We start from the raw sequence: 26,176 nt of genomic DNA, 5'->3' as shown, positions 1-26,176 counted from the left end.
CATGAGCGAACCCCAGAACGTCTGCCGCCGGCTGGTGGGCCGTACCGCCGTCGTCACCGGCGCGGGCAGCGGCATCGGACTGGCCACCGCCCGCCGCCTCGCCTCGGAAGGCGCGCACGTCGTCTGCGGCGATATCGACGAGACCGCGGGCAAGGCCGCCGCCGAGGAGACGGGCGGGCTGTTCGTCCGAGTCGACGTCACCGACCCCGAGCAGGTCGAGGCGCTGTTCCGGGCCGCGTACGACACCTACGGCTCCGTCGACATCGCCTTCAACAACGCGGGCATCTCGCCCCCCGACGACGATTCCATCCTCACCACGGGCCTGGAGGCGTGGAAGCGGGTCCAGGACGTGAACCTCACCTCCGTCTACCTCTGCTGCAAGGCCGCCCTCCCCTATATGCAGCGCCAGGGCCGCGGCTCCATCATCAACACCGCCTCCTTCGTGGCGCTCATGGGGGCCGCGACCTCCCAGATCTCGTACACCGCGTCCAAGGGCGGGGTGCTCGCCATGTCCCGCGAACTGGGCGTCCAGTTCGCCCGCGAGGGCATCCGGGTCAACGCCCTCTGCCCCGGCCCCGTGAACACCCCGCTGCTCCGGGAGCTGTTCGCCAAGGACCCCGAGCGCGCCGCCCGCCGACTCGTCCACATCCCCGTCGGACGGTTCGCCGAAGCGGACGAGATCGCCGCCGCCGTCGCGTTCCTCGCCAGCGACGACTCCTCGTTCGTCAACGCCACGGACTTCCTCGTCGACGGCGGACTCTCGGGGGCCTACGTCACCCCGCTGTAGCCGGCTGCAGCCGCCCGGGCCGGGGGTCACAGGAAGGTGAGGCCCTCGCCCCGGTACGTCGGCACCGTGTCCACCACCCGGTCGCCGTCGATCAGATGCAGTACGGCGAACCGCTCGCACAGCTCCCCGGCCTTGGCATGCCGGAACCACACCCGGTCCCCGATCAGCAGATCGTCCGCCGGGGAGCCCAGCAGCGGCGTCTGTACCTCGCCCGCGCCCTCCATGGCGTCGTACCGCAGCCCCTCCGGCAGATACGGCACCGGCAGCCGGTCCCGGCCCGCCGGGCCCGACGCCGGATAGCCACCGCCGAGCACCGTCACCACGCCCACCCCCGGCCGGCGCACCACCGGCAGCGCGAACAGCGCCGCCGGACGCCCCGAGAACGCCGCGTAATGGTCGAACAGCCGTGGTACGTAGAGCCCCGAGCCCGCCGCTATCTCCGTCACCGCATCCTCCGCGGCCGTGCTCTGCACGCTTCCCGTCCCGCCGCCGTTGACGAACTCCAGGTCCGGCACCACGGCCCGGACCGCCCTCACCGACTCCGCGCGCAGCGCCGCCAGCTGACGGCGGGCCGTCCGCTGCATCAGCCGGATGCCCCGGGACCGCAGCGGACTCCCGGCCACCGCGTCCCCGACGCCCGCGATATGCCCCTCGTACGCCATCAGGCCCACCAGCCGGAACCCCGGCCGCCGGACCACGGAGCGGGCCAGCGCGGCCAACTGCTCCGGAGCGTGCCGCGGCGAGCGCCGGGCCCCGACCCGGACCCGCCCGCCGAACAGGCGCAGCGCCGTGTCCAGCTCCAGACAGACCCGGATCTCCTCCCGGCCCCCGTCCCGGGCCCGGTCGATCAGCTCCAACTGCGCCGGATCGTCGACCATCACGGTCACGGCCGCGGCCATCTTGGGATCGGCGGCGAGCCGCCCGAAGGACTCCCGGTCCACGGACGGATACGCCAGCAGGACATCCCGGAAACCGGCCCGCGCCAGCCAGAGCGACTCCGCCAGCGTGAACGACATCACCCCGGCGAAACCTTCCTGCGCCAGCGCCCGTTCCAGCAGCGCCCGGCAGCGCACCGACTTGCTGGCGACCCGCACCGGCTTGCCGCCCGCGCGCCGCACCAAATCGGCGGCGTTGGCGTCGAACGCCGCCAGATCCACGACGGCGAAGGGCGCGTCGAGTCGGTCGGTGGCCCGGTCGTACCGGGCCCGGTCGGCGGCTCGGTGAGTCATGGCCAGAGCCTGCCAGACCGGATTACCGAGGGGTAGGGGGAGGATCGGGGCAGATCCGGGCGGAGTCGGCGCCCGGTGCCTCCGCGCCCCCTCCACCCCGTAGAGTGACGCAGGCGCGGAGACGAACAAGCATGCTGCGAGGGGCGATCCGACGGCGGTAAGGGCATCGGACACGGGGGACGGTATGAGTACGGAGACACCGAGCCCGCCCGGCCACGCCGACGACACCCCGCCGCCTCCGCCGCGCTCCCGTATCACGGACGCCCTGCTGCCGGGTCCGGGACAGCGGTCCGCCGGTGTTCCGAAGGCACCCACCGGGCCGTCCGGCGCCCCGACGGACCCGTCGGCCCGCCGGCCACCGCAGTCCGCGCCCCGCCGCGACACCCCGACCCGCCCCCTCGGCACCCCGCTGCCGCTCCCCACGGACACCACGGACGCCACGGCAACGCGCCGCCTCGGCACGCGCGCGCCGGTTCCTCGGGAGAACACGGCTCCCCGCCCGGCTGGTTCCGGCAGACGCACGGACTCCGGGCCGACGGCCGCCGCTCGCGCCGGGAGCCCGGTTACGGCTCCGGACGCGCCGGGCGCACCCCGGCGCACGGGCCCTGTCGTTCCCGGTCCGCGGTCGGGCTCGGAACCGGCCCGCGGCCCCGCGCGGGACAGGGACACGGCCCGGCTCCGCATCCCCCTGCCGCCGTCGAACGCTTCCGAAGGCGGCCGTACGGTACGGGAGCCCGGCGCACCGGCCGCCGCCGCGTCCGGCGCACCGCACGATCCGCCGAGCCCGCCCCGCCCCGCGGCACCTCCGTCCGGCTCCGGGCCGGCACCCGCAGCACCCGCCGTACCTGCCGGGGGAACCGGCAGCGGTACGGCAGCGGTTCCCCCGGCCGGTACGGTGCCACCGCGCCCGGCAGGGCCTCCCGCCTCCGGCGCCCCGGCGGGGGAGCAGAGCACCGCGGAACGGGACGCCCGTCCGGCGCCCCCCGCGCCGAGGGCGCAGCGCCCCGCAGCGCCCGGCCCGGAACTGCCCCCCGAAGCCGGAACCGAAGCCCCGGCCGCGGGAAGGCCGGTGCGTACCGCCGGGCCGCCCGGCCAGGCTCCGGCGGCTGCCGGTGCCCGGCCCGCGGCGCCCGGCCCCGTCCGTACCGGTACGGGAGCACCGGACCCCGCCGGGCCCCGACGCCCGGCCGAGAACTCCACCGCCTGCCCGGACGCCCCACCGGCCGGAACGTCCCGCGCCGCGCGCCCGGTGAAGCCGGGGCACCCCACCGGGCCGACGGTTTCGCGTACGGCCGGGACCGGGGCGCCCGTCGAGGGGACGGCCCCGCCGTCCACCGCGCCCACCCCGCCCGCTCGGCCTGCCGGCCCGCCGCCCGCCCCGGGTTCCCGTGCTCCGCTCGCCGAGGGGCCCGGCCGGGGCCGGACCGCGGAGCCGGCCGCGCCTGCCCGGCCCGCGGTGCCCCCGCCGTCCCCCGCGGGCCCTGCGCCCGCACCGTCCACCGGTGCCGGTGCCGTACGGCCGCAGCCCGCGGGCCCGTTGCCGCCCGAGCGCACGGCCCGTCCCCCCGTACCCCCGCCCTACGCACCGCTGCTCCCGCCCGAGGAGTACGCCGAGATCACGGCCCGGCTCCGGCCCGTGCCCGAGCGGCGACCGGTGCGGACCGTCGCCGCCGCGGTCTGCGCCGTACTCGGACTCGGGCTGATCGGCGGTGCCGTCACCGCCGCCGTCCTCACCGGCGGGGCCGGCGGCGGCTCCGGCGCGGAGTCCGCCTACGACCGCGCGCACACGCTCTGGCACACCGCGCCCGTCGACAGCCTCTTCCCCCGGACGGTCCGCGGACTCAAGGCCGGACCCGGCAAGGCCGACCGCGTCTGGACCCGGATCGCCGTGGCACCCGACAGCGACTGCGTCACCGCACTCGACCCGGGGCTGGCCGCCACCCTGTCGAAGACCGGCTGCGCCCGCGTCGTCCGGGCCACCTACACCGACGCCACCTCGACCAATGTGACCACCGTCGGCATGGTCTTCACCGGCGCGGACGAGCACGATATGGCCGCCCTCGCCCAGCGCGTCGACACCCAGAGCCTGGACGAGCGCCCCGATCTGCTGCCGCGCGCCTTCCCGGCCAAGGGCACCGTCGCCGAGCGGTTCGGCGCCGCCCAGCGGGCGAGCTGGTCGCTCAAGGTACTGCCCGACGCGCCCGTCGTGGTCTACGCCGTCTCCGGCTTCGCGGACGGCCGGGCCGCGGAGGGGCCGCAGCCCGTCGCCGCGGCCCGGGACGCCACATCGACGGCCCCCGTCGCGCAGGCCGGTCTCGGCCACGAGGCCGCGGGCCTCGCCGCCGGAGCCGAACGGGCCCTCCGGGCGGCGCTCAACCCCCCGACGGAGGCCCCCGAGTGACCCCGACGCCCGCCTCCCGCACGGCCCGTACGCCCGCCGCCGCGCCCACTCCCCGTACCTCCGCCGCCGCCCTTGTGCCCGGGACCGTCCGCGGGGCCGTCCGGCGCCGGAGGCTGCACCGAGCCGCCGCGCTCACCGCGGCCACCGCGTTCGCGCTGCTGCCCGCCGTACCCGCGCGCGCTGACGGCATCCGCGTCCAGCAGTGGGGGCTCGACGCCCTCAACACCGACGAGGCCTGGCGCACCACCAAGGGCGAGGGCGTCACGGTCGCCGTACTCGACACCGGCGTCGACGACGAACACCCCGACCTCAAACGCAATGTGCTGCCCGGCAAGGACCTGATCGGCTTCGGCGCCGTACGCGGCGACCGGGCCTGGGCCCGGCACGGCACCGCGATGGCCGGGATCATCGCCGCCCACGGCCGGGGCTGGAACGACGAGTCCGGGGTCGTCGGCATCGCGCCCGAGGCGAAGATCCTGCCCGTCCGGGTCATCCTCGAAGGCGGCGACAACGCCCGCGAGAAGGCCCGCAAATCCCGGGGCACCGCCCTGGCCCAGGGCATCCGCTGGGCCGCCGACCAGGGCGCCGACGTCATCAACCTCTCCCTCGGCGACGACAGCGAGTCCGCACACCCCGAACCCGGCGAGGACGCGGCCGTCCAGTACGCGCTCGCCAAGGGCGCCGTCGTCGTCGCCTCCGCGGGCAACGGCGGCGAGAAGGGCGACCGGATCTCCTACCCCGCCGCCTACCCGGGCGTCATCGCCGTCACGGCCGTGGACCGCTTCGGCAACCGCGCCTCCTTCTCCACCCGCCGGTGGTACGCGACCGTCAGCGCACCCGGGGTCGACATCGTGATACCGGACCCGGACCGCAAGTACTACGAGGGCTGGGGCACCAGCGCGGCGGCGGCCTTCGTCTCCGGCGCCGTCGCCCTCGTCCGCTCCGCCCACCCCGGTCTGACCCCCGCCCAGATCAAACGGCTCCTCGTCGACACCGCCCGCGACCGCCCCGACTCCGGCCGGGACGACTCCCTCGGCTACGGCACGGTCGACCCGGCAGCGGCCATCGAGGAGGGGAAGCAACTCCGCCCCCGGGATCCGAAGACGGCCACGGCGGGCTATGCGAAGCCGCACTTCGGGCCGGGGCCGCAGCCCGAGGAGCCCGACGAGACACCGTCCAACTGGCTCGCGCCGCTGGTGGGCGGTGCCGGTGCGGTGGTCCTCGCGATCGCGGTCGTCCTCCGCCGCGGCACCGGTCCCCGGCCGGGCGCCTGATCCGCCCCGTACCGCATCTGCTTCTACGGCACCGGGCCGGGCGGCCGGGCGCGCGAACCGCTCAGGGCGCGGCCGCCACCGCCTCCCGCACCGCCGCCTCCACCCGCGCGATCCCCGCCTCCTTCGACGGATGCCCGTCCGACAGCGCCACCACGAGCCGGCCGTCCACCCGGCCGACGGAGTGGACCACCCACAGGCCCGTCGCCCGCATCGGCATCCAGCCGTTCTTCAGCGCCCGTCCGCCGTCCCCCGGGCCGGCCGCCGACACCCCCCAGGCCTGGTCCGCCCGGACCCGGCCCATCAGCTCGCGCAGCGGCGCGTACACGGGCTCCCGGAACACGGCCCGCAGCAGGGTCAGCTGATCGCGGGCGGTGGTCCGGGTCAGCCCCCAGGCCGGATCGGCGGTGGTACCGGTGAGGCCGAGGCGGGCATGTGCCGCGTCCAGCGCCCCGGGGCCGCCGAGGTCCCGCCAGAGCGCGGTCGCCGCGTCGTTGTCACTGCTGACGATCGCGTCCCGGGCCCACTCCCGGTGGTGCGCCTCCAGCGGACGCCCGCGCGCCAGCAGAGCCGCCAGGATCGACACCTTGACGATGCTGGCCGAGGGATAGCCCCGGTCCGCTTCCCCGCTGTACCACGCGTCGGTCGCGGTGCCGACCGCCACGGACAGCCCCGGGCGCGCCGGTCCGGTCACGGCGGTCGGGTCGGTCACGGCCGCAGGCTATCCGGAGGCCCGGTCCAGGACGGGCCGAGGGCCGGAAACCGGTCGGCGGCCCGTCCTGGACCGGCCCTCTGCCGACCACCCCGTGACGCTCCGCCGACCGGAGGGAACTAGGCTCGGCACGTGGCGCTCAAGAACATCCCCGATCCCGGTTTCTCCGAAGACGACGGCACCGCCGACCCGCGGCTCACGGCGGCCCTCGCCGCCTGGGCGGGGGACCGGACGGCCGAAGGGGCGGAAGGGGCCGTTCTGGCGGCGCTCGCCGGGGCCCGCCTGCTGGTGCCCGTCGTCGCCGTCCTCGGCGAGGTCGAGACGGACGAGAACGGACTCCGGCGCGAGAAGACCAGTGAGATGGCGGTGCCCACGCTCACCGCGGGGGACCGGCGCGCGCTGCCCGCGTTCACATCCCTGGAGACCCTCGCCCGCTGGGACCCGAAGGCCCGGCCGGTCGCCGTGCCGCTGCACCAGGCGCTGAAGGCGGTCGCCCACGAGCAGGCCGACACCCTGGTGCTCGACCTCGCCGGTCCCGTGCCCTACCAGCTCAGCGGTGCCGCGCTGCGGGCCCTGGCCGAGGGGCGGACCAGCGCCGACCCGCTGGACGATCCGGCGGTGACCGGGGCGGTCCGGGAAGTGATGGCGGCCGAGCCCGCCGTCGTCCGGGTCCATCTGCTGCCCGGCGACGGCACCGACGGCACCCTCGCCCTGGTCCTCGCCGACGGCGCCGAGCCCGCCGAGGCCGCCGGACGGGTGGCCAGGGCCGTCGCGGGCCACGACGTACTCAGGGCCCGCCTGGTGCGGGGCCTCGACCTGGCACTGCTGCCGGCCGGGGCCACCCCTCCGGGCGAGCCCTTCTACGTACGTTCCTGAACTTCTGAACTTCCGGTCGGCCGGAACCGCCCGGCCCCCGCGGCTACCCGTAGACCGGGCCCGTGTACTTCTCGCCCGGGCCCTGACCGGGACCGTCCGGCACCAGGGACGCCTCGCGGAACGCGAGCTGCAGCGACTTCAGACCGTCACGCAGCGGGGCCGCGTGGAACGAGCTGATCTCCGTGGTGCTCGCGTCCAGCAGCCCGGCCAGGGCGTGCACCAGCTTGCGGGCCTCGTCGAGGTCCTTGTGCTCGTCGCTGTCCTCGGTGAGACCGAGCTTCACGGCGGCAGCGCTCATCAGGTTCACCGCGACCGTGACGATCACCTCGACGGCGGGCACCTCCGCGATATCGCGGGTCAAGGCGTCGAAGTCGGGGGATTCGGCAGCGGCGCCCGGCTGAAGGGGCTCGCCGGCGCCGGGGTAAGGGGTCGCGTCACTCATGACGCCCACGATATGCCCCGCCGGGCACCGCGCCGCCGGGGCCACCGGTTAGCACCGCCCCGCCGGAGCTGCTAACCTTGTGTGATGACCGGCCGGACACGACTGTGCCCGGCCCACAAGTGGAGGCTCCGATCTCCCACCTGACCGCCCTCCGGGCGGCGGGTCACCGGTCAGGCGGTCCCCATCGTTCCGTACGGACGATGGAACCGCCCGATGTGCGCCCCGCGGGTTCCGCGGCGGTGCTCCGGTATTCGAGGAGCTGCCGCCTGTGTCCCGTCCGGGGCATTTTTTGTGCTCCTGCGCGGTTGGTCTCACCAGACGCTCGCGGCCGTCTGCCAGTCGGCCGCGCGGTGCTACCGAGGAGGATCCATCAGCGCCGAGCCCCGCATCAACGACCGGATTCGCGTTCCCGAAGTGCGGCTTGTCGGTCCCAGCGGCGAGCAGGTGGGCATTGTCCCGCTCGCCAAGGCTCTCGAACTCGCCCAGGAGTACGACCTCGACCTCGTCGAGGTCGCGGCGAACGCCCGGCCGCCCGTGTGCAAGCTCATGGACTACGGGAAGTTCAAGTACGAGTCGGCCATGAAGGCCCGTGAGGCGCGCAAGAACCAGGCGCACACGGTCATCAAGGAGATGAAGCTCCGGCCGAAGATCGACCCGCACGACTACGACACCAAGAAGGGTCATGTCGTCCGGTTCCTCAAGCAGGGCGACAAGGTCAAGATCACGATCATGTTCCGTGGTCGTGAGCAGTCCCGCCCCGAGCTTGGTTACCGTCTGCTTCAGCGCCTCGCTTCCGATGTCGAAGACCTCGGATTCATCGAGTCGAACCCGAAGCAGGACGGCCGGAACATGATCATGGTTCTCGGACCGCACAAGAAGAAGACCGAGGCCATGGCCGAGGCGCGTGAGGCTCAGGCCGCACGCAAGGCGGGCCGTGACCCGAAGGCTGAGGCCCAGGCCGAAGCCGAGGCCGAGGCTCCGGCCGAGACGCCCGCCGAGGGGTGATCCCGGGGGCAGCCGCAGGCAGCCCCGGGTCCGTCCCCGGACCTGACAAGACGAACTGGACGCTCCCGCGTGCCCGGTGCTCACGCGCCGGGCGAGAGCGCCACTGACGAGGAGATTACGGCGCGATGCCGAAGAACAAGACGCACAGCGGTTCCAAGAAGCGCTTCAAGATCACCGGCTCCGGCAAGGTGCTCCGTGAGCGCGCCGGCAAGCGCCACCTGCTGGAGCACAAGCCGTCCACGCTGACGCGTCGCCTCACCGGCAACGCGGAGATGGCCCCCGGCGACGCCAAGAAGATCAAGAAGCTTCTCGGCAAGTGACGTCGCCTCCCGCCTCCGGGCGGCCCCGCACCGGCGGGGCCCGCTGACGGGGCAGGGGAGCCGACGCCGGGACCGGGAGACCAAATTCGTATTCGGGCCGTGCCGCCGCACGTACGGCCCCGCTACAAGGAGTTAAACAAGTGGCACGCGTCAAGCGGGCAGTCAACGCCCACAAGAAGCGCCGGGCGATCCTGGAGCAGGCCAGCGGTTACCGCGGTCAGCGGTCGCGCCTGTACCGCAAGGCCAAGGAGCAGGTCACCCACTCCCTGGTCTACAACTACAACGACCGGAAGAAGCGCAAGGGCGACTTCCGTCAGCTGTGGATCCAGCGCATCAACGCCGCCGCCCGTCAGAACGGTATGACCTACAACCGTCTGATCCAGGGTCTGAAGGCCGCCAACATCGAGGTGGACCGCAAGATCCTGGCGGAGCTGGCCGTCAACGACGCCAACGCGTTCGCCGCGCTGGTCGAGGTCGCGCAGAAGGCGCTCCCCGCCGATGTGAACGCGCCGAAGGCCGCCGCCTGATCGCCGCGTGATCGTCCCGCCCGCCGTCGCGCCATGCGCTGCGGCGGTGGGACACCCCGCGTTCCGGACCCGCGGGCCCCTGTGGCCTGCGGGTCCGTCTGCATCCGCCGCCCGGGCACCCCGCCCGTACACCCCGTCCGGGCCGGCTTCCCGGGTGCGCCCCCTCCGCCCGTCCGTCACGCCGCCCGTGCTTGTCTGCACCTGTCTGCACTTGTCTGTGTTTGTCCGTGCCCGCGCGGTGCCCCTCCCGGAAGTGAGTCCATGGCCGCCCCCGAGTTGATCTCCCCGCGCTCCCCGCGCGTCGGCGCCGCCCGGCGGCTGGCGAGGCGGAACTTCCGCGGCAAGGAGCGCCTGTTCCTGGCCGAGGGACCGCAGGCGGTACGGGAGGCCACCGGCCACCGGACACCCGCCGGGGACGACACGCTCACCGAGCTGTTCGCCACCCCCGAAGCCGCCGAACGGTACCCGGACATCGTGGAAGCGGCCCGGACCGCCGGGGTGCGGTTCCACCTCGCCGACGAGACGGTGATCGCGGACATCTCCACCACCGTCACCCCGCAGGGGCTGGTCGGCGTCTGCCGGTTCGTCGACTCCCCGTTCGACGACATCGTCGCCGCCCGGCCCCGGCTGGTCGCCGTGCTCGCCAACGTCCGCGACCCCGGGAACGCGGGCACCGTACTGCGCTGCGCCGACGCCGCCGGAGCCGATGCCGTCGTCCTCACCGACGCCTCCGTCGACCTCTACAACCCCAAGGCCGTACGGGCCTCCGTCGGCTCCCACTTCCACCTCCCGGTCGCCGTCGGCGTCCCGGTGGAGCGTGCCGTACGGGAGCTGCGGGGCGCCGGGGTGCGCGTGGTGGCGGCCGACGGCGCCGGGGACGACCTCGACACCGAACTGGACGCCGGAACCATGGGCGGCCCCACCGCCTGGGTCTTCGGCAACGAGGCCTGGGGCCTGCCCGAGGAGACCAGGGCGCTCGCGGACGCCGTGATCCGGGTCCCGATCCACGGAAAGGCGGAGAGCCTGAACCTGGCGACCGCCGCGGCCGTATGTCTCTACGCCTCGGCGCGCGCCCAGCGCACCGGCGGGTGAGTACGGCCCGGAGCGCGCCGCAGCAGCGGACGGCGCATCCGGGGAGCAGAGCGGGATCGACAGGTGGTACAGGGGGCGCACTCGCGCAGGGGGTCCGGACCGTCACCTTGAGCTAGTAGGGTGACGGGCTCGGGGGCCCACTGCGGCGGCGGAGAGGTGGGGGCACGGGTATGGCGGTCGGCACGAGCAGGCTCGCGGAGACGCACGGCACCTACCCGTGCGCGTCCACCGATCCCGAGGCGCTGATGATCGACCCCGACGACCTCCCCGACGGCCTCGTCGTCGCCGACGAGAACGGCCGGGTGATCTGCTTCAACGCCGCGGCCGTCCGGATCACCGCCACCGCCCGCGCCGACGCCGTCGGACTGCCCCTGGAACGCGCCCTGCCGCTGGAGGACCTCAAGGGCCGCCGCTGGTGGGCGCTGACCGATCCGTACGGCGGACTCGCCACCCGGGTCGGCCAGCCCGAGCGCAATCTGCTCCTCCCCGGCGGACGCGAGGTCCTCGTCTCCGCCCGGTACGTCCGCGAGCACCCCACGGGACCGCTGCGCCGCCTCGTCGTCAGCCTCCGCGGCACCGAGGCCCGCCGCCGCACCGAACGCAGCCACGCCGAGCTGATCGCCACCGTCGCCCATGAACTGCGCTCCCCGCTGACCTCGGTCAAGGGTTTCACCGCCACCCTGCTCGCCAAATGGGAGCGGTTCACCGACGACCAGAAGCGGCTGATGCTGGAGACCGTCGACGCCGACGCCAACCGCGTCACCCGGCTGATCGCCGAACTCCTCGACATCTCCCGGATCGACTCCGGACGGCTGGAGGTCCGCCGCCAGCCCGTGGACATCGCCGCCGCCGTCACCCGCCATGTCCAGGCCCATATAGCCAGCGGGCGTAGCCCCGACCGGTTCGTCGTCCGGATCCACCCGGGCCTGCCCGCGCTCTGGGCCGACCCCGACAAGGTCGACCAGGTGCTCGGCAATCTGCTGGAAAACGCGGTGCGCCACGGCGAGGGAACCGTCACCATTGACGTGGCGCCGACCGCGGCGCCGCGCGACGACGAGGAAGGCACGGCCGTCACCGTGAGCGACCAGGGCCCCGGCATTCCCGAGGAGTCGATGGCCCGTGTCTTCACCCGCTTCTGGCGGGGCAGCAAACGCGGCGGCACCGGCCTCGGCCTCTATATCGTCAAGGGCATCGTCGAGGCCCACAGCGGCACGATCACCGTCGGCCGGGGCCCGGCCGGCGGCGCCGAGTTCCGATTTACCCTGCCCGTCGGTCTGCCCGCTCATCTGAGCTGAGCCGCCCGCGGGCCCTTCCAGACCGCCCGGTCCACCGGGCCCCGGGACATCCCCCGGAAACGCGCCGCCGCCCGCGCAATCCCGACCCCTTAGACTCGGACTTTGGCACCTTTGCGTCCTTCGTCTGCGTCCGTCGTCGCCGAGCGGGGCCGCGCCCACCCAGCCAACCGGAAACACGGGAAGAGATGTCGGCACCCAACAAGTCGTACGACCCTGTCGAGGTCGAGGCACTGAAACCGGAAGAAGTCGAGCGCATGCGGGACGAGGCGGTCGCCGCCTTCGCCGCGGCGGGCGACCTCGAAGCGCTCGCCCAGGCGAAGATCGCGCACACCGGTGGCACCTCGCCCCTCGCCCTCGCGAACCGCGAGATCGGCGCGCTGCCCCCGCAGGCCAAGGCCGAGGCGGGCAAGCGGGTCGGCCAGGCCCGCGGCGCCGTGAACAAGGCGCTCGCCGCCCGCCAGGCCGAACTGGAGGCCGAGCGCGACGCCCGGGTGCTGGTCGAGGAGGCGGTGGACGTCACCCTGCCCTACGACCGGGTCCCGGCGGGCGCCCGCCACCCCATCACCACGCTCTCGGAGCGCATCGAGGACGTCTTCGTCGCCATGGGCTACGAGGTCGCCGAGGGCCCCGAGGCCGAGGCCGAGTGGTTCAACTTCGACGCGCTGAACATCGGCCCCGACCACCCCGCCCGCGGCGAGGCCGACACGTTCTTCGTGACCGGTTCCGCCGAGGGGGAGGCCTCCGGGATCGTCCTGCGCACCCACACCTCCCCGGTCCAGATCCGCTCCCTGCTCGGCCGCGAGCTGCCGGTGTACGTGATCTGCCCGGGCCGCGTCTACCGCACCGACGAGCTGGACGCCACCCACACCCCCGTCTTCCACCAGGTCGAACTGCTGGCCATCGACGAGGGCCTGACCATGGCCGACCTCAAGGGCACCCTGGACCACATGGTCCAGGAGCTGTTCGGCGGCGAGGGCATGAAGACCCGGCTCCGGCCGAACTTCTTCCCCTTCACCGAGCCGTCCGCCGAGATGGACATGGTCTGCTACGTCTGCCGCGGCGAGTCCGTCGGCAACCCCGACCGGCCCTGCCGCACCTGCTCCAGCGAAGGCTGGATCGAACTGGGCGGCTGCGGAATGGTCAACCCCAAGGTGCTCGTCGCCTGCGGCGTCGACCCCGAGAAGTACAGCGGATTCGCCTTCGGATTCGGCATCGAACGGATGCTGATGTTCCGCCACAACGTCGAAGACATGCGAGACATGGTCGAGGGTGACATCCGGTTCACCCGGCCCTTCGGGATGGAGATCTGATGCGGGCCCCGCTTTCCTGGCTGCGGGAGTACGTCGACCTGCCGGCGACGGAGACCGGCCGTGACGTACAGCAGAAGCTGATCGCGGCGGGTCTGGAGGTCGAGTCCGTCGAGCAGCTCGGCGCCGGGCTCACCGGCCCCCTCGTCGTCGGCCGGGTGCTGTCGATCGAAGAGCTCACCGAGTTCAAGAAGCCCATCCGGCACTGCATGGTCGACGTCGGACAGGCCAACGGGACGGGCGAACCGCAGGAGATCGTCTGCGGCGCCCGCAACTTCGCCGTCGGCGACAAGGTCGTCGTGGTCCTCCCCGGCGCCGAGCTGCCCGGCGGCTTCAAGATCGCCGAGCGGAAGACGTACGGCCGGATGTCCCGCGGCATGATCTGCTCCGCCGCCGAACTGGGCATGGGCGACGACGGCACCGACGGCATCATCGTGCTCCCGCCGGAGCACGAGGCAGGCACCGACGCGATCGCACTCCTGGAGCTGCGCGACGAGGTCCTCGACATCGCCGTCACCCCCGACCGCGGCTACGCCCTTTCGCTGCGCGGTATCGCCCGCGAGACCGCCACCGCGTACGGGCTGCCGCTGCGCGACCCGGCGCTGATCGACGTCCCCGGGCCCAACGCCCACGGCTACCCCGTCCAGGTCACCGACCCGGTCGGCTGCGACCGCTTCACCGCGCGCACCGTCACCGGCGTCGACCCCGAGGCGCGCTCCCCGATCTGGCTCCGCCGCCGCCTGCAGAAGGCCGGTATGCGGCCGATCTCGCTGGCCGTCGACATCACCAACTACGTGATGCTGGAGCTGGGCCAGCCGCTGCACGCCTACGACCGCTCCCGGATCGACGGCCCGATCGGGGTGCGCCGCGCCGAGGCCGGTGAGAAGCTCACCACCCTCGACGGCACCCGCCGCGTCCTCGACGCGGAGGACCTCGTCATCACCGACGGCCGCGGCCCGATCGGCCTCGCGGGCGTCATGGGCGGCGCGCACACCGAGATCGCCGACGCGGTCGTCGACCCGGAGACCGGGCAGACCACCGGCACCACCGACATCGTCGTCGAAGCCGCCCACTTCGACCCGGTCGCCATCGCCCGCACCGCCCGCCGCCACAAGCTGTCCTCGGAGGCGTCCCGGCGCTTCGAGCGCGGCGTCGACCCGCTCGCCGCGGCCGCCGCCGCCCAGCGGACCGTCGATCTGCTGGTGCTCCTGGCCGGCGGCACCGCCGAACCCGGTGTCACCGAGGCCATCTCGCCCTCCGCGCCCCGCACGGTCACCATGCGCGCCGACCACCCCGACCGGGTCGCCGGTGTCGTCTACGGCCGCGAGACCGTCGTCCGCCGCCTCCAGGAGGTCGGTTGCGACGTCTACGGGCAGGACGAGCTGATCGTCACCGTCCCGTCGTGGCGCCCCGACCTCGCCGCGCCCAACGACCTCGCGGAGGAGGTCATGCGGCTGGAGGGGTACGAGAACCTGCCCGCCACGCTGCCCCGGCCGTCCTCCGGCCGCGGGCTGAACGACCGGCAGCGGCTGCACCGCCGCATCGGCCGGGCGCTCGCCGGGGCCGGCTACACCGAGGCGCCGAACTACCCCTTCATCGGCACGCAGGTCTTCGACAAGCTGGACCTGGCCGCCGACGATCCGGCGCGCCGCGTCGTCACCCTGGCCAACCCGCTCTCCGACGAGGAGCCCGCGCTCCGCACCACGCTGCTGCCCGGACTCCTCGGAGCCCTCCGCCGCAACGACGGCCGCGGCAGCCACGACCTGGCCCTCTTCGAGACCGGTCTGGTCTTCCACCCCTCCGCCGCGCCCCGGCGGACCGACGCCCTCCCCGTCGACCGGCGCCCCACGGACGCGGAGCTGGCGGGCCTGGACGCGGCCCTGCCCGAGCAGCCCCGGCACGCCGCCGTGGTGCTCGCCGGAGCCCGGGAACAGGCCGGCTGGTGGGGCAAGGGACACCCGGCGGACTGGGCGGACGCCGTCGAGGCCGCCCGTACCGTCGCCCGTGAGGCCGGTGCCGAACTCGCCGTCGAGCAGGCACAGTACGGCCCCTGGCACCCCGGCCGCTGCGCGGAGCTGTTCGTCGTCGTCGACGGGGTGAAGACCTCCGTGGGCCATGCGGGCGAACTGCACCCGCGGGTGGTGAAGGTCTTCGGGCTGCCCGCCCGGACCTGCGCCATGGAGATCGACCTGGACCTGGTGCAGCGGGCGGGCGAGGGCGCGGTCACCGCACCGCGGATCTCCTCGTTCCCGGTGGCCACCCAGGACGTCGCCCTGGTCGTCGACGCGGACGTCCCCGCCGCCTTCGTCGAGCACGCGCTCGCCGTGGGCGCCGGTGAGCTGCTGGAGTCCATCCGGCTGTTCGACGTCTTCACCGGGGAGCAGCTGGGCGAGGGCAAGAAGTCGCTGGCGTACGCGCTGCGCTTCCGCGCCCCCGACCGGACGCTGACGGTCGAGGAGGCCACAGCGGCCCGGGACGCGGCGGTCGCCGCCGCGGCCGAGTCCGCGGGCGCGGTCCTCCGCGGCGTCTGACACCCTGCCTCCACCGCAACCGCGGCCCCCGGAACCGTAACGGCTCCGGGGGCCGCGGCCTGTTCCGCGCTGCGGGTACGTTCCCGGGCCGGGCCCGGGTCGCCGCGCTGCCGCGGGGCGCCTCGCGCGAGCGCCGCAACCACCGCGGTCCGTTTCGGCACGCTGAACGGAGGCTCAGGCGGCTGTCGGTGCGGTGCTGTACGGACGGCTGTCCGGAGCCGCGCCACCGCACCGTACGGCAGTGGTATCGCCCGCCGAGAGACCGGGACGGAGGATACGGCAGGGCCGAACGTCTCCACCTCCGCCGAACTGCGCGCCGCGAACTGCGCGCCGGGGGCGGCGAGCCGCTGGGGCGGCCACTGCCACGGCGGCCGGTTTCGAGCCGGGTTGCTGCGGTGCGCCGGACGACTCGTACCGCCGCGGTACGTTCCCGGGGCGCTGGATGCTGTGCCGTGTCCGTACGGGGCGCCCTGGGTACCCGTCGTACAGCCGTGGTCCGTTCCGGGCCGCGCGGGGCGCTGTGCGGTGGCCGTACGCAGGGCGGCCCGTGCAGCCGTCGTACCGGGAGCGCACCGGGTCGCCGTGCAGTGGCCGTGGCCGTACGCCGCCGCCCGCGCCCACCGGGCGCGAGGGCGGGCACCACTCCGGGGCACCGAGCCGGAGCCCGCGGCCGTACCCCTTTCGTGGCCGATACCGGCCCGACCCGGGAGCAGGCTCGTCGCCCGGACCCCGGCGGGAAGCCCCGCGCGCCGAACCCATGGCCCGCGACCGCCCGGCCCCCGGGCCCTCACCTCCTGCCCCGCCGGGAGGCCCCGGTGGCACGGTTGACGTCCGCCGCGGCCGTCCCGGCCCGCCCGCACCCCGCGAGAACTCCGCCCCGCGCCACCACCCGCCCCGGCGTGCTTGACATCAACTTCCCATGCCTGCAAGCGATATGACAGGGCATCGGACGCGGGCGGCCCGCCGGGGCGAACCGCCCCCCGCCTGCCCCGTCCGGTCTGTCGGTGTACTCACTCATTCGAGTGAGAACGGGGCAGGTTGTTCCCTTCCTCCCCGTACGGTCGACACAATCGACCCGGCCGCAGACCGTGCCCGTCCAGCCCCGTCCGCCCCTTGAGGGGGGTAGCCGGCACCGCTGTCCGGACGGGGGCGCGGGGCGGCCGGAGCGCCGGGCAGGGGCCTATGAGGGGACCATCGGCATGATCCGTAGCAGTTCTGCACGTCCCCGTCCGGGCCCGCCCCGGGCCGGACGGCCACGCGCCCACGGTCCGGCCGCGGCCCGCGCCCGGCCCGGTGCGATCCGGCCGCTGCGCAGGCTGCTCCCGTTCGGTCTGCCCGTGGCCTGCGCCGCCGCCGCGCTCGTCGGACGGGTGGTGATGCCCCACGACCACCCCGAGAGCCTTGCCGAGCGGATCGTCGCGGCCCTGGTCCTCCTGACCGTCGGCACCGCAGTCGTCATCGGCGCCCGCCGCCGGCTCCGCCGCGAACTGCGCCGGGCGCGCGCCGTGGCACACGCCACCCAGAGCGTTCTGCTGCGCCCGCCCCCCGCCCGTCTCGAAGGGCTCTCCGTCGCCGCGGGTCAGCTGTCCGCGAGCCGGGGCGCGATCGTCGGCGGCGATCTGTACGAGGCCGTGGCCACGCCGTACGGGGTGCGTGCCGTCATCGGGGACGTACGCGGCCACGGGCTGCCCGCGATAGGGGCCGTCGCCGCGGTCCTCGGCAGCTTCCGCGAGGCCGCGCACGACGAACCCGAACTCGGCGGCCTGCTGCGGCGGCTGGACCGCGCCGTCCAGCGCCATCTGCGCGAACGCGCCCGCGACGAACACCCGGCCGCTTCCGGCACCGACCCCGAGAACCCGTCGGCCGAGGAGTTCGTCACCCTGCTTCTGCTGGAGATCGACCAGGACTGCGGCGTACGGGCGCTGAACTGCGGCCACCCCTGGCCCTACCGGCTCGGCCCCGGCGGCGCCCGGCCGCTCGCCGCCGCCGAACCCCTGCCCCCGCTCGGGCCGTTCCCCCTCCCCGCCGTACTCGACCCCTACCTCGCCGAACCCCTGGGGCCGGGCGAGGACCTGCTCCTCCACACGGACGGGGCGCTGGAGGCGCGGGACGCCCGGGGCCGGTTCTTCGGCCTCCGTACCGCTCTGGAACGCATCGCGGCCGCCCCGCCCGCCCCACCCGCCGCCGTGATCGCCACCCTGAGGGCCGCACTGCTGCGGCACACCGGCGGCCGCCCCGGCGACGACGTCGCCCTGCTGCTGCTCCGCAACGACCGCCACGACCGCGCCGCGAGTACGGGGAAGGAAGCGAGGGGGAACCGTACCGGCGAACCGGCGGGCACCCCGGCGGCCGAGCCGCCCGCGGTCGTACCGGCCGCCCCGGCCCGGCACTGATGCCGGAAGCCGGCGCGGGCGCGGCCCCGGGCCCGTCCACCGGACGGACCCGGTCGGCCGCACGCTGCGAAGGAAAGCCCTCCGAGGGCTGCCCGCGCGGCCTGCGCCGTCCGCCCTGCCGCGGAGTGTCGGGCAGATCAGCAGGGCAGACGACGCGATCGGGGACCGCCGCACTGTACGAGGGGGAGCCGGCGGTCCGGCCGCCTCCTTGAGAGGCACCTCAGTCAAGCGGCTGCGGGCGGGCGGCGGCAGCGCACACGGGCCCCCGGTCCGGGCATTCCGTTCACACCCCGTGTGAACCGCCCGTCCACTACGCTGGGCGCACCGAGCCTCCGGAGCGCCTGCATGCAGCCGAACACCCTGCTCGACGCCCTCCTCGACGAGGCGGGCTTCTCCCACGCGGGCCTCGCCGCCCGGGTCAACCAGGCGGGCCGGGCCAGGGGACTCTCCCTGCGCTACGAGCACACCGCCGTCGCCCGCTGGCTCAAGGGCCAGCGCCCGCGCGGACAGGTGCCCGATCTGATCTGCGAGGTCCTCGGCGCACGGCTGCACCGCTCCCTCGGTCTGGGCGATATCGGCCTCGGCGTGGACGGTGCCCAGCCCACCCCGCCCGGCACCCCGCTCTCCGGTTTCGTCGACCGGGCCACCGCCCTGTGGCGCTCCGACGAACAGCAGCGCAGACATGTCATCGAGGCCCCCGCGGTCACCGGCACCCCGGCGGTGATGCCGGTCTGGGAGTGGGAGAACCCCCCGGAGGACGCGGACGTCTCCCGCTCCGGCGTCACCCGGGTCTCCATGGCCGACGTCACCATGCTGCGGGCCGCGCGCGCCCACTACGAGCTGATGTACCGCAGGGCGGGCGGGGTGGCGACCCGTACCCGGATCGTCGGCTTCCTCAACGCCGAGACCGCGCCGCTGCTGCGCGGCTCGTACAACGACGCCCTCGGACGGCAGTTGCACCGGGCGACCGGCGGACTCGTCGCCGTCGCCGGGATCTGCGCCTACGACTCCGATGCGCACGGACTGGCCCAGCGCTACTTCCATCAGGCGCTGCGGCTCGCCAAGGCCAGCGGCGACCAGGGGCTCGGCGCCTATGTGATCGCCCTGCTGGTCAACCAGTCGCTGTTCCTCTCCGAGCACCGGCAGGCCGTCGCCTTCGCGGAGGCCGCCCTGCGCACGGCGGGCGGCCGGATCACCCCGGCGCTCTCCGCCGATCTGTACGCGATGCAGGCGAAGGCCTACGCCCATCTCGGCGACCACGCCTCGGCGCTGCGCTGCATCGGCCGGGCCGAGACCGAGGCCGAGCGGATCCACTTCGGGGACGAGCCGGACGAGACCGGCTATGTCCAGCCGGGCCTGGTCAATGTGCAGGCGGCGGAGGCGCTGCTCAGTCTGGGTGATCTGGCCGGGGCCCGGGAGCACGCCGCGGCCGCGGCCGGGACGCCCGCCCACGACCGGGGCCGGGTGCACCGGCTGGCGATGCTCTGCGAGATCGAACTCTGCCAGGGCGAACCGGACCGGGCCGCGGCGACGGCCGTCGAGATGACGGAGCGGGTACGGGGCATGGAGTCCCGGCGGCTGCGGGACCGGCTGCGGGGGGTCCGGGAGCATCTGCTGGCGAGCGGCAGCGCCGGTGCGCAGGAGGCGGCGGGGCTGATCGACGAGACGCTGCGGGTCCCGCTGTGAGACCGGCGGAGCACCCGGCGCCGGACCGCCGGTCCGCGGCGGCCCCCGGGGTGCCGTGGGGTGTTCCCGTGGCTTGACCACAACGGTGGGCGATTCCACTGGACAAGATCGACTGCTGCGATGTTGCCACCTACGGCCCGAAAGGTGGCAGAACTGTGCAGTGGACGAACCTCAATGAGCAAACTGTGTATGAAAACCGCTGGTTCAGGGTGAATCTGGCGGATGTGCGGCTGCCCGATGGCAGGCATCTGGACCACTTCCTCATCCGGCTCCGTGCCGTCGCCGTGGCGACGGCCGTCAACGAGGACAACGAGGTCCTCATGCTCTGGCGACACCGGTTCATCACCGACAGCTGGGGCTGGGAGCTGGCCGCGGGAGTGGTCGAGGACGGCGAGGAGATCGAGTCCGCGGCGGCCCGGGAGATGGAGGAGGAGACCGGCTGGCGGCCGGGCCCCCTCCGGCATCTGCTCACCGTCGAACCGGCCAACGGTCTGATCGACGCGCGGCACCATCTGTACTGGGCGGAGGGCGCGACCTACATCGGCCACCCCGAGGACGACTTCGAGTCCTCGCGCCGTGAGTGGGTCCCGCTGAAACTGATCCCCGAGCTGATCGCCCGGGGCCAGATCCCGGCCGCCAATATGGCGGCCGGGCTGCTGATGCTGCATCACATGCGGCTGGGCTGAGCCCCGGTGGCCGCCGGTGCCGGGACCGGCGGCGTCGCGGGTGACGGCGGGCGCGGACGCCCGTCACAGCGCACGGCGGGCCCGGCGGGCCCGTGAAGGACCGGACAGCGGGCGCAGAGGCCCGTGGAACAACGGCGGGACGTGCTCGTCCGTCCGGCCGGGGGCGGGCGGCAGGGCGCCCGGCCTCAGCCGTACGCGCACGCGCGCCGCAGTCTCAGCCGTACGACCGCCTCGGCCTCGGCTGTACGAGTGTCCCCGCACGACCGCTTCCGTACGACCGCCTCGGCCCCGGCCGTACGAACGCTCCCGCGCGACCGCTTCCGTACGATCGCCCCCCGCCGTACGGACACCGGGCCCTCAGCCGTACGGATAGAACCCCGAGCCCGTCTTACGGCCCAGCCGCCCCGCGTCCACCATCCGCTGGAGCAGCGGCGGCGCGGCGTACAGCGGCTCCTTGAACTCCGCATACATCGAATCGGCCACCGAGGCGACGGTGTCGAGACCGATGAGATCCGCCAGCTTCAGCGGCCCCATCGGATGCGCACAACCCAGCTCCATGCCGTTGTCGATGTCCTCACGGCTGGCGATCCCCGATTCGAACATCCGGATCGCGGAGAGCAGATACGGGATCAGCAGGGCGTTCACCACAAAGCCGGACCGGTCCTGGGCCCGGATGGGATGCTTGCCCAGCACCTGCTCGACGAGGGCCTCCGACCGCTTCACGGTCTCCTCGGACGTGGTCAGCGCGGGAATCAGCTCCACCAGCTTCTGCACCGGCGCCGGGTTGAAGAAGTGGATGCCGATGACCTGGTCGGGGCGGGAGGTCGCCACGGCCAGCTTCACCAGCGGAATGGAGGAGGTGTTGGAGGCCAGGATCGCGTCCGGGCGGGTCACCACCTGGTCCAGCACCTGGAAGATCTCCGTCTTCACCTGCTCGTTCTCCACGACCGCCTCGATGACCAGATCGCGGTCCGCGAACTCCCCGAGATCGGTGGTGAAGCTCAGCCGCCCCAGGGCCTCGTCCCGCTCCTCCTCCGTGATCTTGCCCCGTTCGGCGGCCTTCGAGAGGGAGTTGACGAGCCGGGTGCGCCCGAGCTCCAGCGCCTCACCCGTCGTCTCGGCGACCTTCACCTCCAGACCGCTGCGGGCGGCAACCTCCGCGATGCCCGCGCCCATCTGGCCACAGCCCACCACTCCGACGCGTGCAATGTCGGCCATTGAGTCCGTCACCTCGTGCCTTTCGCTGCTTCCGTGCGGGATTCCCCGTATGGTTCCGGCGCCCGCCTCGACTGTACGACGTTACTCCGGATTCACTTCGGGCACGATCACCAGGGCAGGGCGGGCCGGGTCCGGAACAGAAAGGCGACAGGGCGTATGGGACGTATCAGCAGAAGAGGGTTCATGGCCGCGGCCGGGATGATGGCGGGGCTGGCCACCGCCGGGGACGCGGCCGCGGTGCCGCGCGGTGCCCCGGCCCCGGCCGCGGGGGGACGCGCCGCCGACTCCCCGGAGTTCCGGGGCATGTGGCTGGCGACCATCACCAACCGCGACTGGCCCTCCCGGTCCGGGCTGACCGCGGCCCAGCAGCGGGCGGAGCTGATCGCACAGCTCGACACGGCCGTCGCCCGCCGGCTCAATGCCGTGGTCTTCCAGGTCCGGCCCGCCGCGGACGCGTTCTGGCCGTCCCCGTACGAGCCCTGGTCGCAGTATCTGACCGGCGTCCAGGGCCGGGACCCCGGCTGGGACCCGCTCGGCACCGCCGTCACCGAGGCCCACCGGCGGGGCCTCGCGCTGCACGCCTGGTTCAACCCGTACCGGGTCGCCACCCACACCGACCCCACCCGGCTCGCCGCCGGGCACCCCGCCCGCAGCAACCCGGACTGGGTGCTTCCGTACGGGGGGAAGCTCTACTACAACCCGGGGGTTCCCGAGGTCCGCGCCTTCGTCCAGAACGCCATGATCGACGCCGTACGCCGCTACGACATCGACGGCGTCCACTTCGACGACTACTTCTACCCCTACCCGGTGGCCGGACAGACCTTCGGCGACGAAGCCACCTTCGCCCGCTACGGCAGCGGCTTCGCCTCCAAGGCCGCCTGGCGGCGCGACAACATCGACCGGCTGGTGCGGGAGATGTCGGAGCGCATCAAGGAGACCAGGGCCGGCGTCGCCTTCGGGATCAGCCCGTTCGCCGTCTGGCGCAACGCCTCCACCGATCCGCGCGGCTCCGACACCCGCGGCGGTATCCAGACGTACGACGATCTGCACGCCGATACCCGCACCTGGGTCAAGGAGGGGTGGATCGACTACGTCGTCCCGCAGATCTACTGGAACATCGGCTTCGCCGCAGCCGACTACGCCAAGCTCGTGCCCTGGTGGAACACGCTGGTCAAGGGCACCGGCGTGGACCTCTACATCGGTGAGGCCCTCTACAAGGCGGGCGATCCGGGGCAGGGCGCGCCCTGGCAGGATCCGGCCGAGCTGTCCCGGCATCTGACCCTGGCGGGGGAGTACGCGCAGGTGCGGGGCCACTGCTTCTTCTCGGCGAAGGAGGTCGGGGCCGACCGGATCGGGGCGATGGCGCGGGTGGTGGCGGACCACTATCCGAGCCGGGTGCCGGTGCCGTAGCGGTTGTCGGGGCCGACCGGGAACGCCTCCGGTCCGGTCGGCCCGCACCTCTAGGGCGCACCCACAACCGGCCGGGACGGATCGCGGCCGGACACCGGTCGGCCCGTGCGGGCCGGGGAGCGGATCAGGCGACGGGCTCGTGGGGCCGGACGACCGTATCGGGCCCGGGGGACATCACGGTCTCGTGGCCGTCCTCGAACCGTACGCGGAAGGGCGGCCCGCCGTGCTCGCCGAGCACCTCGACGACCTCGGCGACCCGGTCGTGGTGCCCCACGGTCCTGCCGTGCACCAGCAGCTTGTCGCCCACGTTCGCATGCATCGGGAGTGACCTCCTCGAAGCCGGGTGGTGGTCCGTGTGCTTCCGAGTCTACGGCCGCCCCGGGGACCGTACCTCCGCTGTTCCGGTTGCGGTCCGGCCTCCCGCGGACCGTACCTTCGCTGTCCCGACCTTCCGGTGGGCCGACCGTACCTCCGCGGTTCCGGTCGCGGTCCGGTCCTCTCTCGGATCGCCCCTCCGCCGTCCCGGCCCGCCCCCGGACGCCCGTGCCTCAGGTACGTGCCCGCTGGGTCGCCGCGATGCAGACCAGCACCGCCACCGCCGCCACCGGCGCCGCGGGGGCCAGGTCCTCGCCCAGCAGGGCGACCGACCAGACCAGCGTCAGCAGCGGCTGCGCCAACTGCAACTGACTCGCCCGGGGGATGCCGATCGCCGCCATGCCCCGATACCAGACGTACAGGCCGAAGAAGGCGGAACCGCAGGCCACCCAGGCCAGCCCGGCCACGCCCTGCGCGGTCAGCCGCACCGGCTCGTACGCCAGCGCCACCGCCGAACCCGCGACGGCGAGCGGCAGACAGAAGATCAGGGCCCAGCCGACGACCTGCCAGCCCGGCAGCTCCGCCGCCAGCCGCCCGCCCTCCGTATAACCGGCCGCGCACACCAGCAGGGCGCCGAAGAGATACAGGTCCGCGACCTGCAGCGCGCCGCCGCTCTGCGACACGGTGAAGACGATCACCACGGCGGCACCGGCCAGCGCCGCCAGCCAGAAGGCCCGGGACGGGCGGCGGCCGGTGCGCAGCGCGGCGAAGACCGCGGTCGTCAGCGGCAGCAGCCCCACCACCACCGCCGCGTGCGAGGTACTGGACGACCGGAGCGCGAGGGTCGTCAGCAGCGGAAAACCGACCACCACACCGCCCGCAACCACCAGCAGCGAACCCCAGTGGCGCCGCTCCGGCAGCCGAACGCGGAACGCCAGCAGAAAACCACCGGCGACCAGCGCCGCGAGCACACTGCGCAGCGAGACCAGTGACCAGGGGCCGAAGGAGTCCAGCCCCCATACCGTGGACGGAAAAGTGAGGGAGAAGGCGACCACGCCGGTGGCCGCGAGGGCCGTACCCGCCCGGTCCCCGCTCCGCCGGGGGCCCGGCGGGGTGCCGACTGCTATCGGCGCGGAAGCGATAGCGCTATTCTGTGCTCTCATGAATGAGAGTAGCAGTGTGGTCGAACTGGCCAATGCCCTGCGGGATGAACTCGACCGCTACTCACCGGGTGGAAAGTTGCCATCGAGTCGGACCCTGGTCGAGCGCTATCGGGTCTCCCCGGTGACGGTCACCCGCGCGCTCGCCCGCCTCGCCGCCGAAGGCCTCGTCGTCACCCGGCCCGGAGCAGGCGCCTTCCGCGCCGAACGGCCGTCCGCGACCGCGCCCGCCGGGGACACCTCCTGGCAGGAGGTGAGCCTGAGCGCCGCCACCGCCGCCGAATCCGTACCGCGGTCGGTCGACGCCTCCGGAGTCCTCGCCACCCTCGCCGCGCCCCCGGCGGGCGTCATCGAACTCAACGGCGGCTACCTCCACCCCACCCTCCAGCCCGAGCGCGCCCTGTCCGCAGCCCTCGCCCGCGCCGCACGGCGCCCCGGCGCCTGGGGCCGGCCGCCCACCGACGGACTGCCCGAACTCCGGGAGTGGTTCGCCCGGGGCATCGGCGCCCCGCTGACCGCCGCCGACGTCCTGGTGACGGCCGGCGGCCAGTCCGCGCTCACCACCGCCCTGCGCGCCCTCGCCCCGCCCGGCGCCCCCGTCCTCGTCGAATCCCCGACCTACCCCGGGCTCCTCGCCATCGCCAGGGCCGCGGGGGTCCGGCCCGTACCGGTACCGGTCGACAGGGACGGCGTCCGTACGGAACTCCTCGCCGCCGCCTTCGAAGCCACCGGCGCCCAGGTCTTCGTCTGCCAGCCCCGCTTCCAGAACCCCACCGGCGCCGTCCTCCACGCCGACCGGCGCCCCGAGGTACTGAGGATCGCCCGCGCCGCGGGCGCCTTCGTCGTCGAGGACGATTTCGCGAACCGCCTCGGCCACGAGGACGCGCCCCCGCTGCCGCGCCCGCTCGCCGCCGACGATCCGGACGGCGTCGTCGTCCATGTCGGCTCGCTGACCAAGGTCTGCTCCCCGAGCCTGCGCGTCGGCATGCTCGCGGCCCGCGGACCCGTACTCGAACGCCTGCGCGCCATCCACGTCGTGGACAGCTTCTTCGTCGCCCGCCCGCTCCAGGAGGCCGCCCTCGAACTCGTCGGCGCGCCCGCCTGGAACCGCCACCTCCGTTCCCTCGCCGCCGCGCTGAAGGGCCGCCGCGACACCCTTGCCGCCGCGGTCACCGGCACCCTGCCCGAACTCGCCCTCACCTCCGTCCCGTACGGCGGCCACCATCTGTGGCTGCGGCTGCCGGACGGCACCGACGAACTCGCCCTGCACTCGGCGGCGCTGCGGGCGGGCGTGGCGGTCACGGCGGGGCGGCCGTACTACTGCGCCGAGCCCCCGGCCGGGTATCTGCGCCTGAGCTTCGCGGCCGTCGCGGCGCCCGCGGAACTCACCGAGGGGGTGCGGCGGCTGCGCACCGCGTACGACGAGGTCCGCGGCTGAGGGCCGGGCGGCGTCCCGGAGCCGTCGGACGACGGCCGGGCAAGGCCGCCCGACAGCGGAGGCGCGTCGTCGGCC

At 74.2% G+C, this 26,176-nt stretch carries 22 protein-coding genes; 16 read left to right on the top strand and 6 right to left on the bottom strand.

Going from position 1 to position 26,176, the window contains the following annotated elements:
• Position 1: 1 nt before the first annotated feature.
• The gene (locus B7R87_RS04675; RefSeq protein ID WP_006350238.1) at positions 2–787 is read left to right on the top strand and encodes a 3-oxoacyl-ACP reductase; all 786 of its coding nucleotides are present in this window, start codon (positions 2–4) and stop codon (positions 785–787) included.
• 26 nt (positions 788–813) lie between these two features.
• Here B7R87_RS04675 and B7R87_RS04670 read toward each other — a convergent pair whose 3' ends face one another.
• Positions 814–2,016: an amino acid deaminase/aldolase gene (locus B7R87_RS04670; RefSeq protein WP_006350239.1), complete on the bottom strand. Its 1,203-nt coding sequence runs from the start codon at positions 2,014–2,016 to the stop codon at positions 814–816.
• A 1,456-nt stretch (positions 2,017–3,472) separates the two neighbouring features.
• Between B7R87_RS04670 and B7R87_RS04665 the strand changes: the two genes are divergently transcribed.
• Both B7R87_RS04665 and mycP read left to right on the top strand, forming a co-directional pair.
• Positions 3,473–4,417 (top strand): hypothetical protein, encoded by a 945-nt coding sequence (locus tag B7R87_RS04665; protein ID WP_233168766.1) that lies wholly within the window; start codon positions 3,473–3,475, stop codon positions 4,415–4,417.
• 74 nt (positions 4,418–4,491) lie between these two features.
• Positions 4,492–5,691 carry a type VII secretion-associated serine protease mycosin gene (mycP, locus tag B7R87_RS04660; protein ID WP_130585316.1) on the top strand — a complete coding sequence of 400 codons (1,200 nt, stop codon included), beginning with the start codon at positions 4,492–4,494 and terminating at the stop codon, positions 5,689–5,691.
• 61 nt (positions 5,692–5,752) lie between these two features.
• Here the strand turns inward: mycP and B7R87_RS04655 are convergent, their stop codons facing one another.
• Positions 5,753–6,400: a serine hydrolase gene (locus B7R87_RS04655; protein WP_006350241.1), complete on the bottom strand. Its 648-nt coding sequence runs from the start codon at positions 6,398–6,400 to the stop codon at positions 5,753–5,755.
• A 132-nt stretch (positions 6,401–6,532) separates the two neighbouring features.
• Between B7R87_RS04655 and B7R87_RS04650 the strand changes: the two genes are divergently transcribed.
• On the top strand, positions 6,533–7,276 hold the full coding sequence (locus B7R87_RS04650; protein WP_006350242.1) for an SseB family protein: 744 nt from the start codon (positions 6,533–6,535) through the stop codon (positions 7,274–7,276).
• A 43-nt stretch (positions 7,277–7,319) separates the two neighbouring features.
• On the opposite strand, the gene B7R87_RS04645 is transcribed toward B7R87_RS04650, so the two are convergent.
• Complete coding sequence (locus B7R87_RS04645) at positions 7,320–7,718, bottom strand: DUF1844 domain-containing protein (RefSeq protein ID WP_006350243.1); 399 nt, start codon at positions 7,716–7,718, stop codon at positions 7,320–7,322.
• A 297-nt stretch (positions 7,719–8,015) separates the two neighbouring features.
• Here B7R87_RS04645 and infC point away from each other — a divergent pair, with 297 nt between their 5' ends.
• From infC to B7R87_RS04590, 10 genes are all read left to right on the top strand, one after another.
• Positions 8,016–8,723 carry a translation initiation factor IF-3 gene (infC, locus tag B7R87_RS04635; RefSeq protein ID WP_100249267.1) on the top strand — a complete coding sequence of 236 codons (708 nt, stop codon included), beginning with the start codon at positions 8,016–8,018 and terminating at the stop codon, positions 8,721–8,723.
• Between the two features lie 125 nt (positions 8,724–8,848).
• Positions 8,849–9,043 carry a 50S ribosomal protein L35 gene (rpmI, locus tag B7R87_RS04630; protein ID WP_003959822.1) on the top strand — a complete coding sequence of 65 codons (195 nt, stop codon included), beginning with the start codon at positions 8,849–8,851 and terminating at the stop codon, positions 9,041–9,043.
• Between the two features lie 140 nt (positions 9,044–9,183).
• Positions 9,184–9,570 (top strand): 50S ribosomal protein L20, encoded by a 387-nt coding sequence (rplT, locus tag B7R87_RS04625; protein ID WP_006350245.1) that lies wholly within the window; start codon positions 9,184–9,186, stop codon positions 9,568–9,570.
• Positions 9,571–9,831: 261 nt separating this feature from the next.
• Positions 9,832–10,662: a TrmH family RNA methyltransferase gene (locus B7R87_RS04620; protein ID WP_006350246.1), complete on the top strand. Its 831-nt coding sequence runs from the start codon at positions 9,832–9,834 to the stop codon at positions 10,660–10,662.
• Between the two features lie 170 nt (positions 10,663–10,832).
• Positions 10,833–11,957, top strand: a complete 1,125-nt coding sequence (locus tag B7R87_RS04615) for a sensor histidine kinase (protein ID WP_006350247.1) — start codon at positions 10,833–10,835, stop codon at positions 11,955–11,957.
• A gap of 185 nt (positions 11,958–12,142) precedes the next feature.
• Positions 12,143–13,267, top strand: coding sequence for a phenylalanine--tRNA ligase subunit alpha (gene pheS / locus B7R87_RS04610; protein WP_006350248.1), 1,125 nt, complete (start codon positions 12,143–12,145; stop codon positions 13,265–13,267).
• The gene (pheT, locus tag B7R87_RS04605; protein WP_006350249.1) at positions 13,267–15,795 is read left to right on the top strand and encodes a phenylalanine--tRNA ligase subunit beta; all 2,529 of its coding nucleotides are present in this window, start codon (positions 13,267–13,269) and stop codon (positions 15,793–15,795) included. Before pheS ends, pheT begins: the two co-directional genes overlap by 1 nt.
• Positions 15,796–16,994: 1,199 nt before the next feature.
• On the top strand, positions 16,995–18,188 hold the full coding sequence (locus B7R87_RS04600; protein ID WP_391119308.1) for a PP2C family protein-serine/threonine phosphatase: 1,194 nt from the start codon (positions 16,995–16,997) through the stop codon (positions 18,186–18,188).
• Positions 18,189–18,533: 345 nt separating this feature from the next.
• On the top strand, positions 18,534–19,874 hold the full coding sequence (locus B7R87_RS04595; protein WP_006350251.1) for a hypothetical protein: 1,341 nt from the start codon (positions 18,534–18,536) through the stop codon (positions 19,872–19,874).
• A gap of 155 nt (positions 19,875–20,029) precedes the next feature.
• Positions 20,030–20,560 (top strand): NUDIX hydrolase, encoded by a 531-nt coding sequence (locus B7R87_RS04590; protein ID WP_187144582.1) that lies wholly within the window; start codon positions 20,030–20,032, stop codon positions 20,558–20,560.
• Positions 20,561–20,917: 357 nt separating this feature from the next.
• On the opposite strand, the gene B7R87_RS04585 is transcribed toward B7R87_RS04590, so the two are convergent.
• Entirely contained in the window at positions 20,918–21,778 is an 861-nt protein-coding gene (locus B7R87_RS04585) for a 3-hydroxybutyryl-CoA dehydrogenase (RefSeq protein WP_130585309.1), read from the bottom strand.
• Between the two features lie 156 nt (positions 21,779–21,934).
• On the opposite strand from B7R87_RS04585, the gene B7R87_RS04580 reads away from it, so the two are divergent.
• Positions 21,935–23,188 (top strand): glycoside hydrolase family 10 protein, encoded by a 1,254-nt coding sequence (locus B7R87_RS04580; protein WP_130585308.1) that lies wholly within the window; start codon positions 21,935–21,937, stop codon positions 23,186–23,188.
• Between the two features lie 124 nt (positions 23,189–23,312).
• On the opposite strand, the gene B7R87_RS04575 is transcribed toward B7R87_RS04580, so the two are convergent.
• Both B7R87_RS04575 and B7R87_RS04570 read right to left on the bottom strand, forming a co-directional pair.
• Positions 23,313–23,507, bottom strand: coding sequence for a DUF1918 domain-containing protein (locus tag B7R87_RS04575; protein ID WP_006350254.1), 195 nt, complete (start codon positions 23,505–23,507; stop codon positions 23,313–23,315).
• A gap of 229 nt (positions 23,508–23,736) precedes the next feature.
• A complete protein-coding gene (locus B7R87_RS04570) occupies positions 23,737–24,666 on the bottom strand; it encodes a DMT family transporter (protein ID WP_063838412.1) in 930 nt (309 codons plus the stop codon).
• Here B7R87_RS04570 and B7R87_RS04565 point away from each other — a divergent pair.
• Positions 24,665–26,101: an aminotransferase-like domain-containing protein gene (locus B7R87_RS04565; RefSeq protein WP_040916799.1), complete on the top strand. Its 1,437-nt coding sequence runs from the start codon at positions 24,665–24,667 to the stop codon at positions 26,099–26,101. The genes B7R87_RS04570 and B7R87_RS04565 overlap by 2 nt on opposite strands.
• Positions 26,102–26,176 lie beyond the last annotated feature (75 nt).

The sequence above is a fragment of the Streptomyces tsukubensis genome (assembly GCF_003932715.1).
Classification (GTDB): domain Bacteria; phylum Actinomycetota; class Actinomycetes; order Streptomycetales; family Streptomycetaceae; genus Streptomyces; species Streptomyces tsukubensis.
Note: the sequence above shows the minus strand (reverse complement) of the source record. Positions and strands in the feature narration are given on the sequence as shown.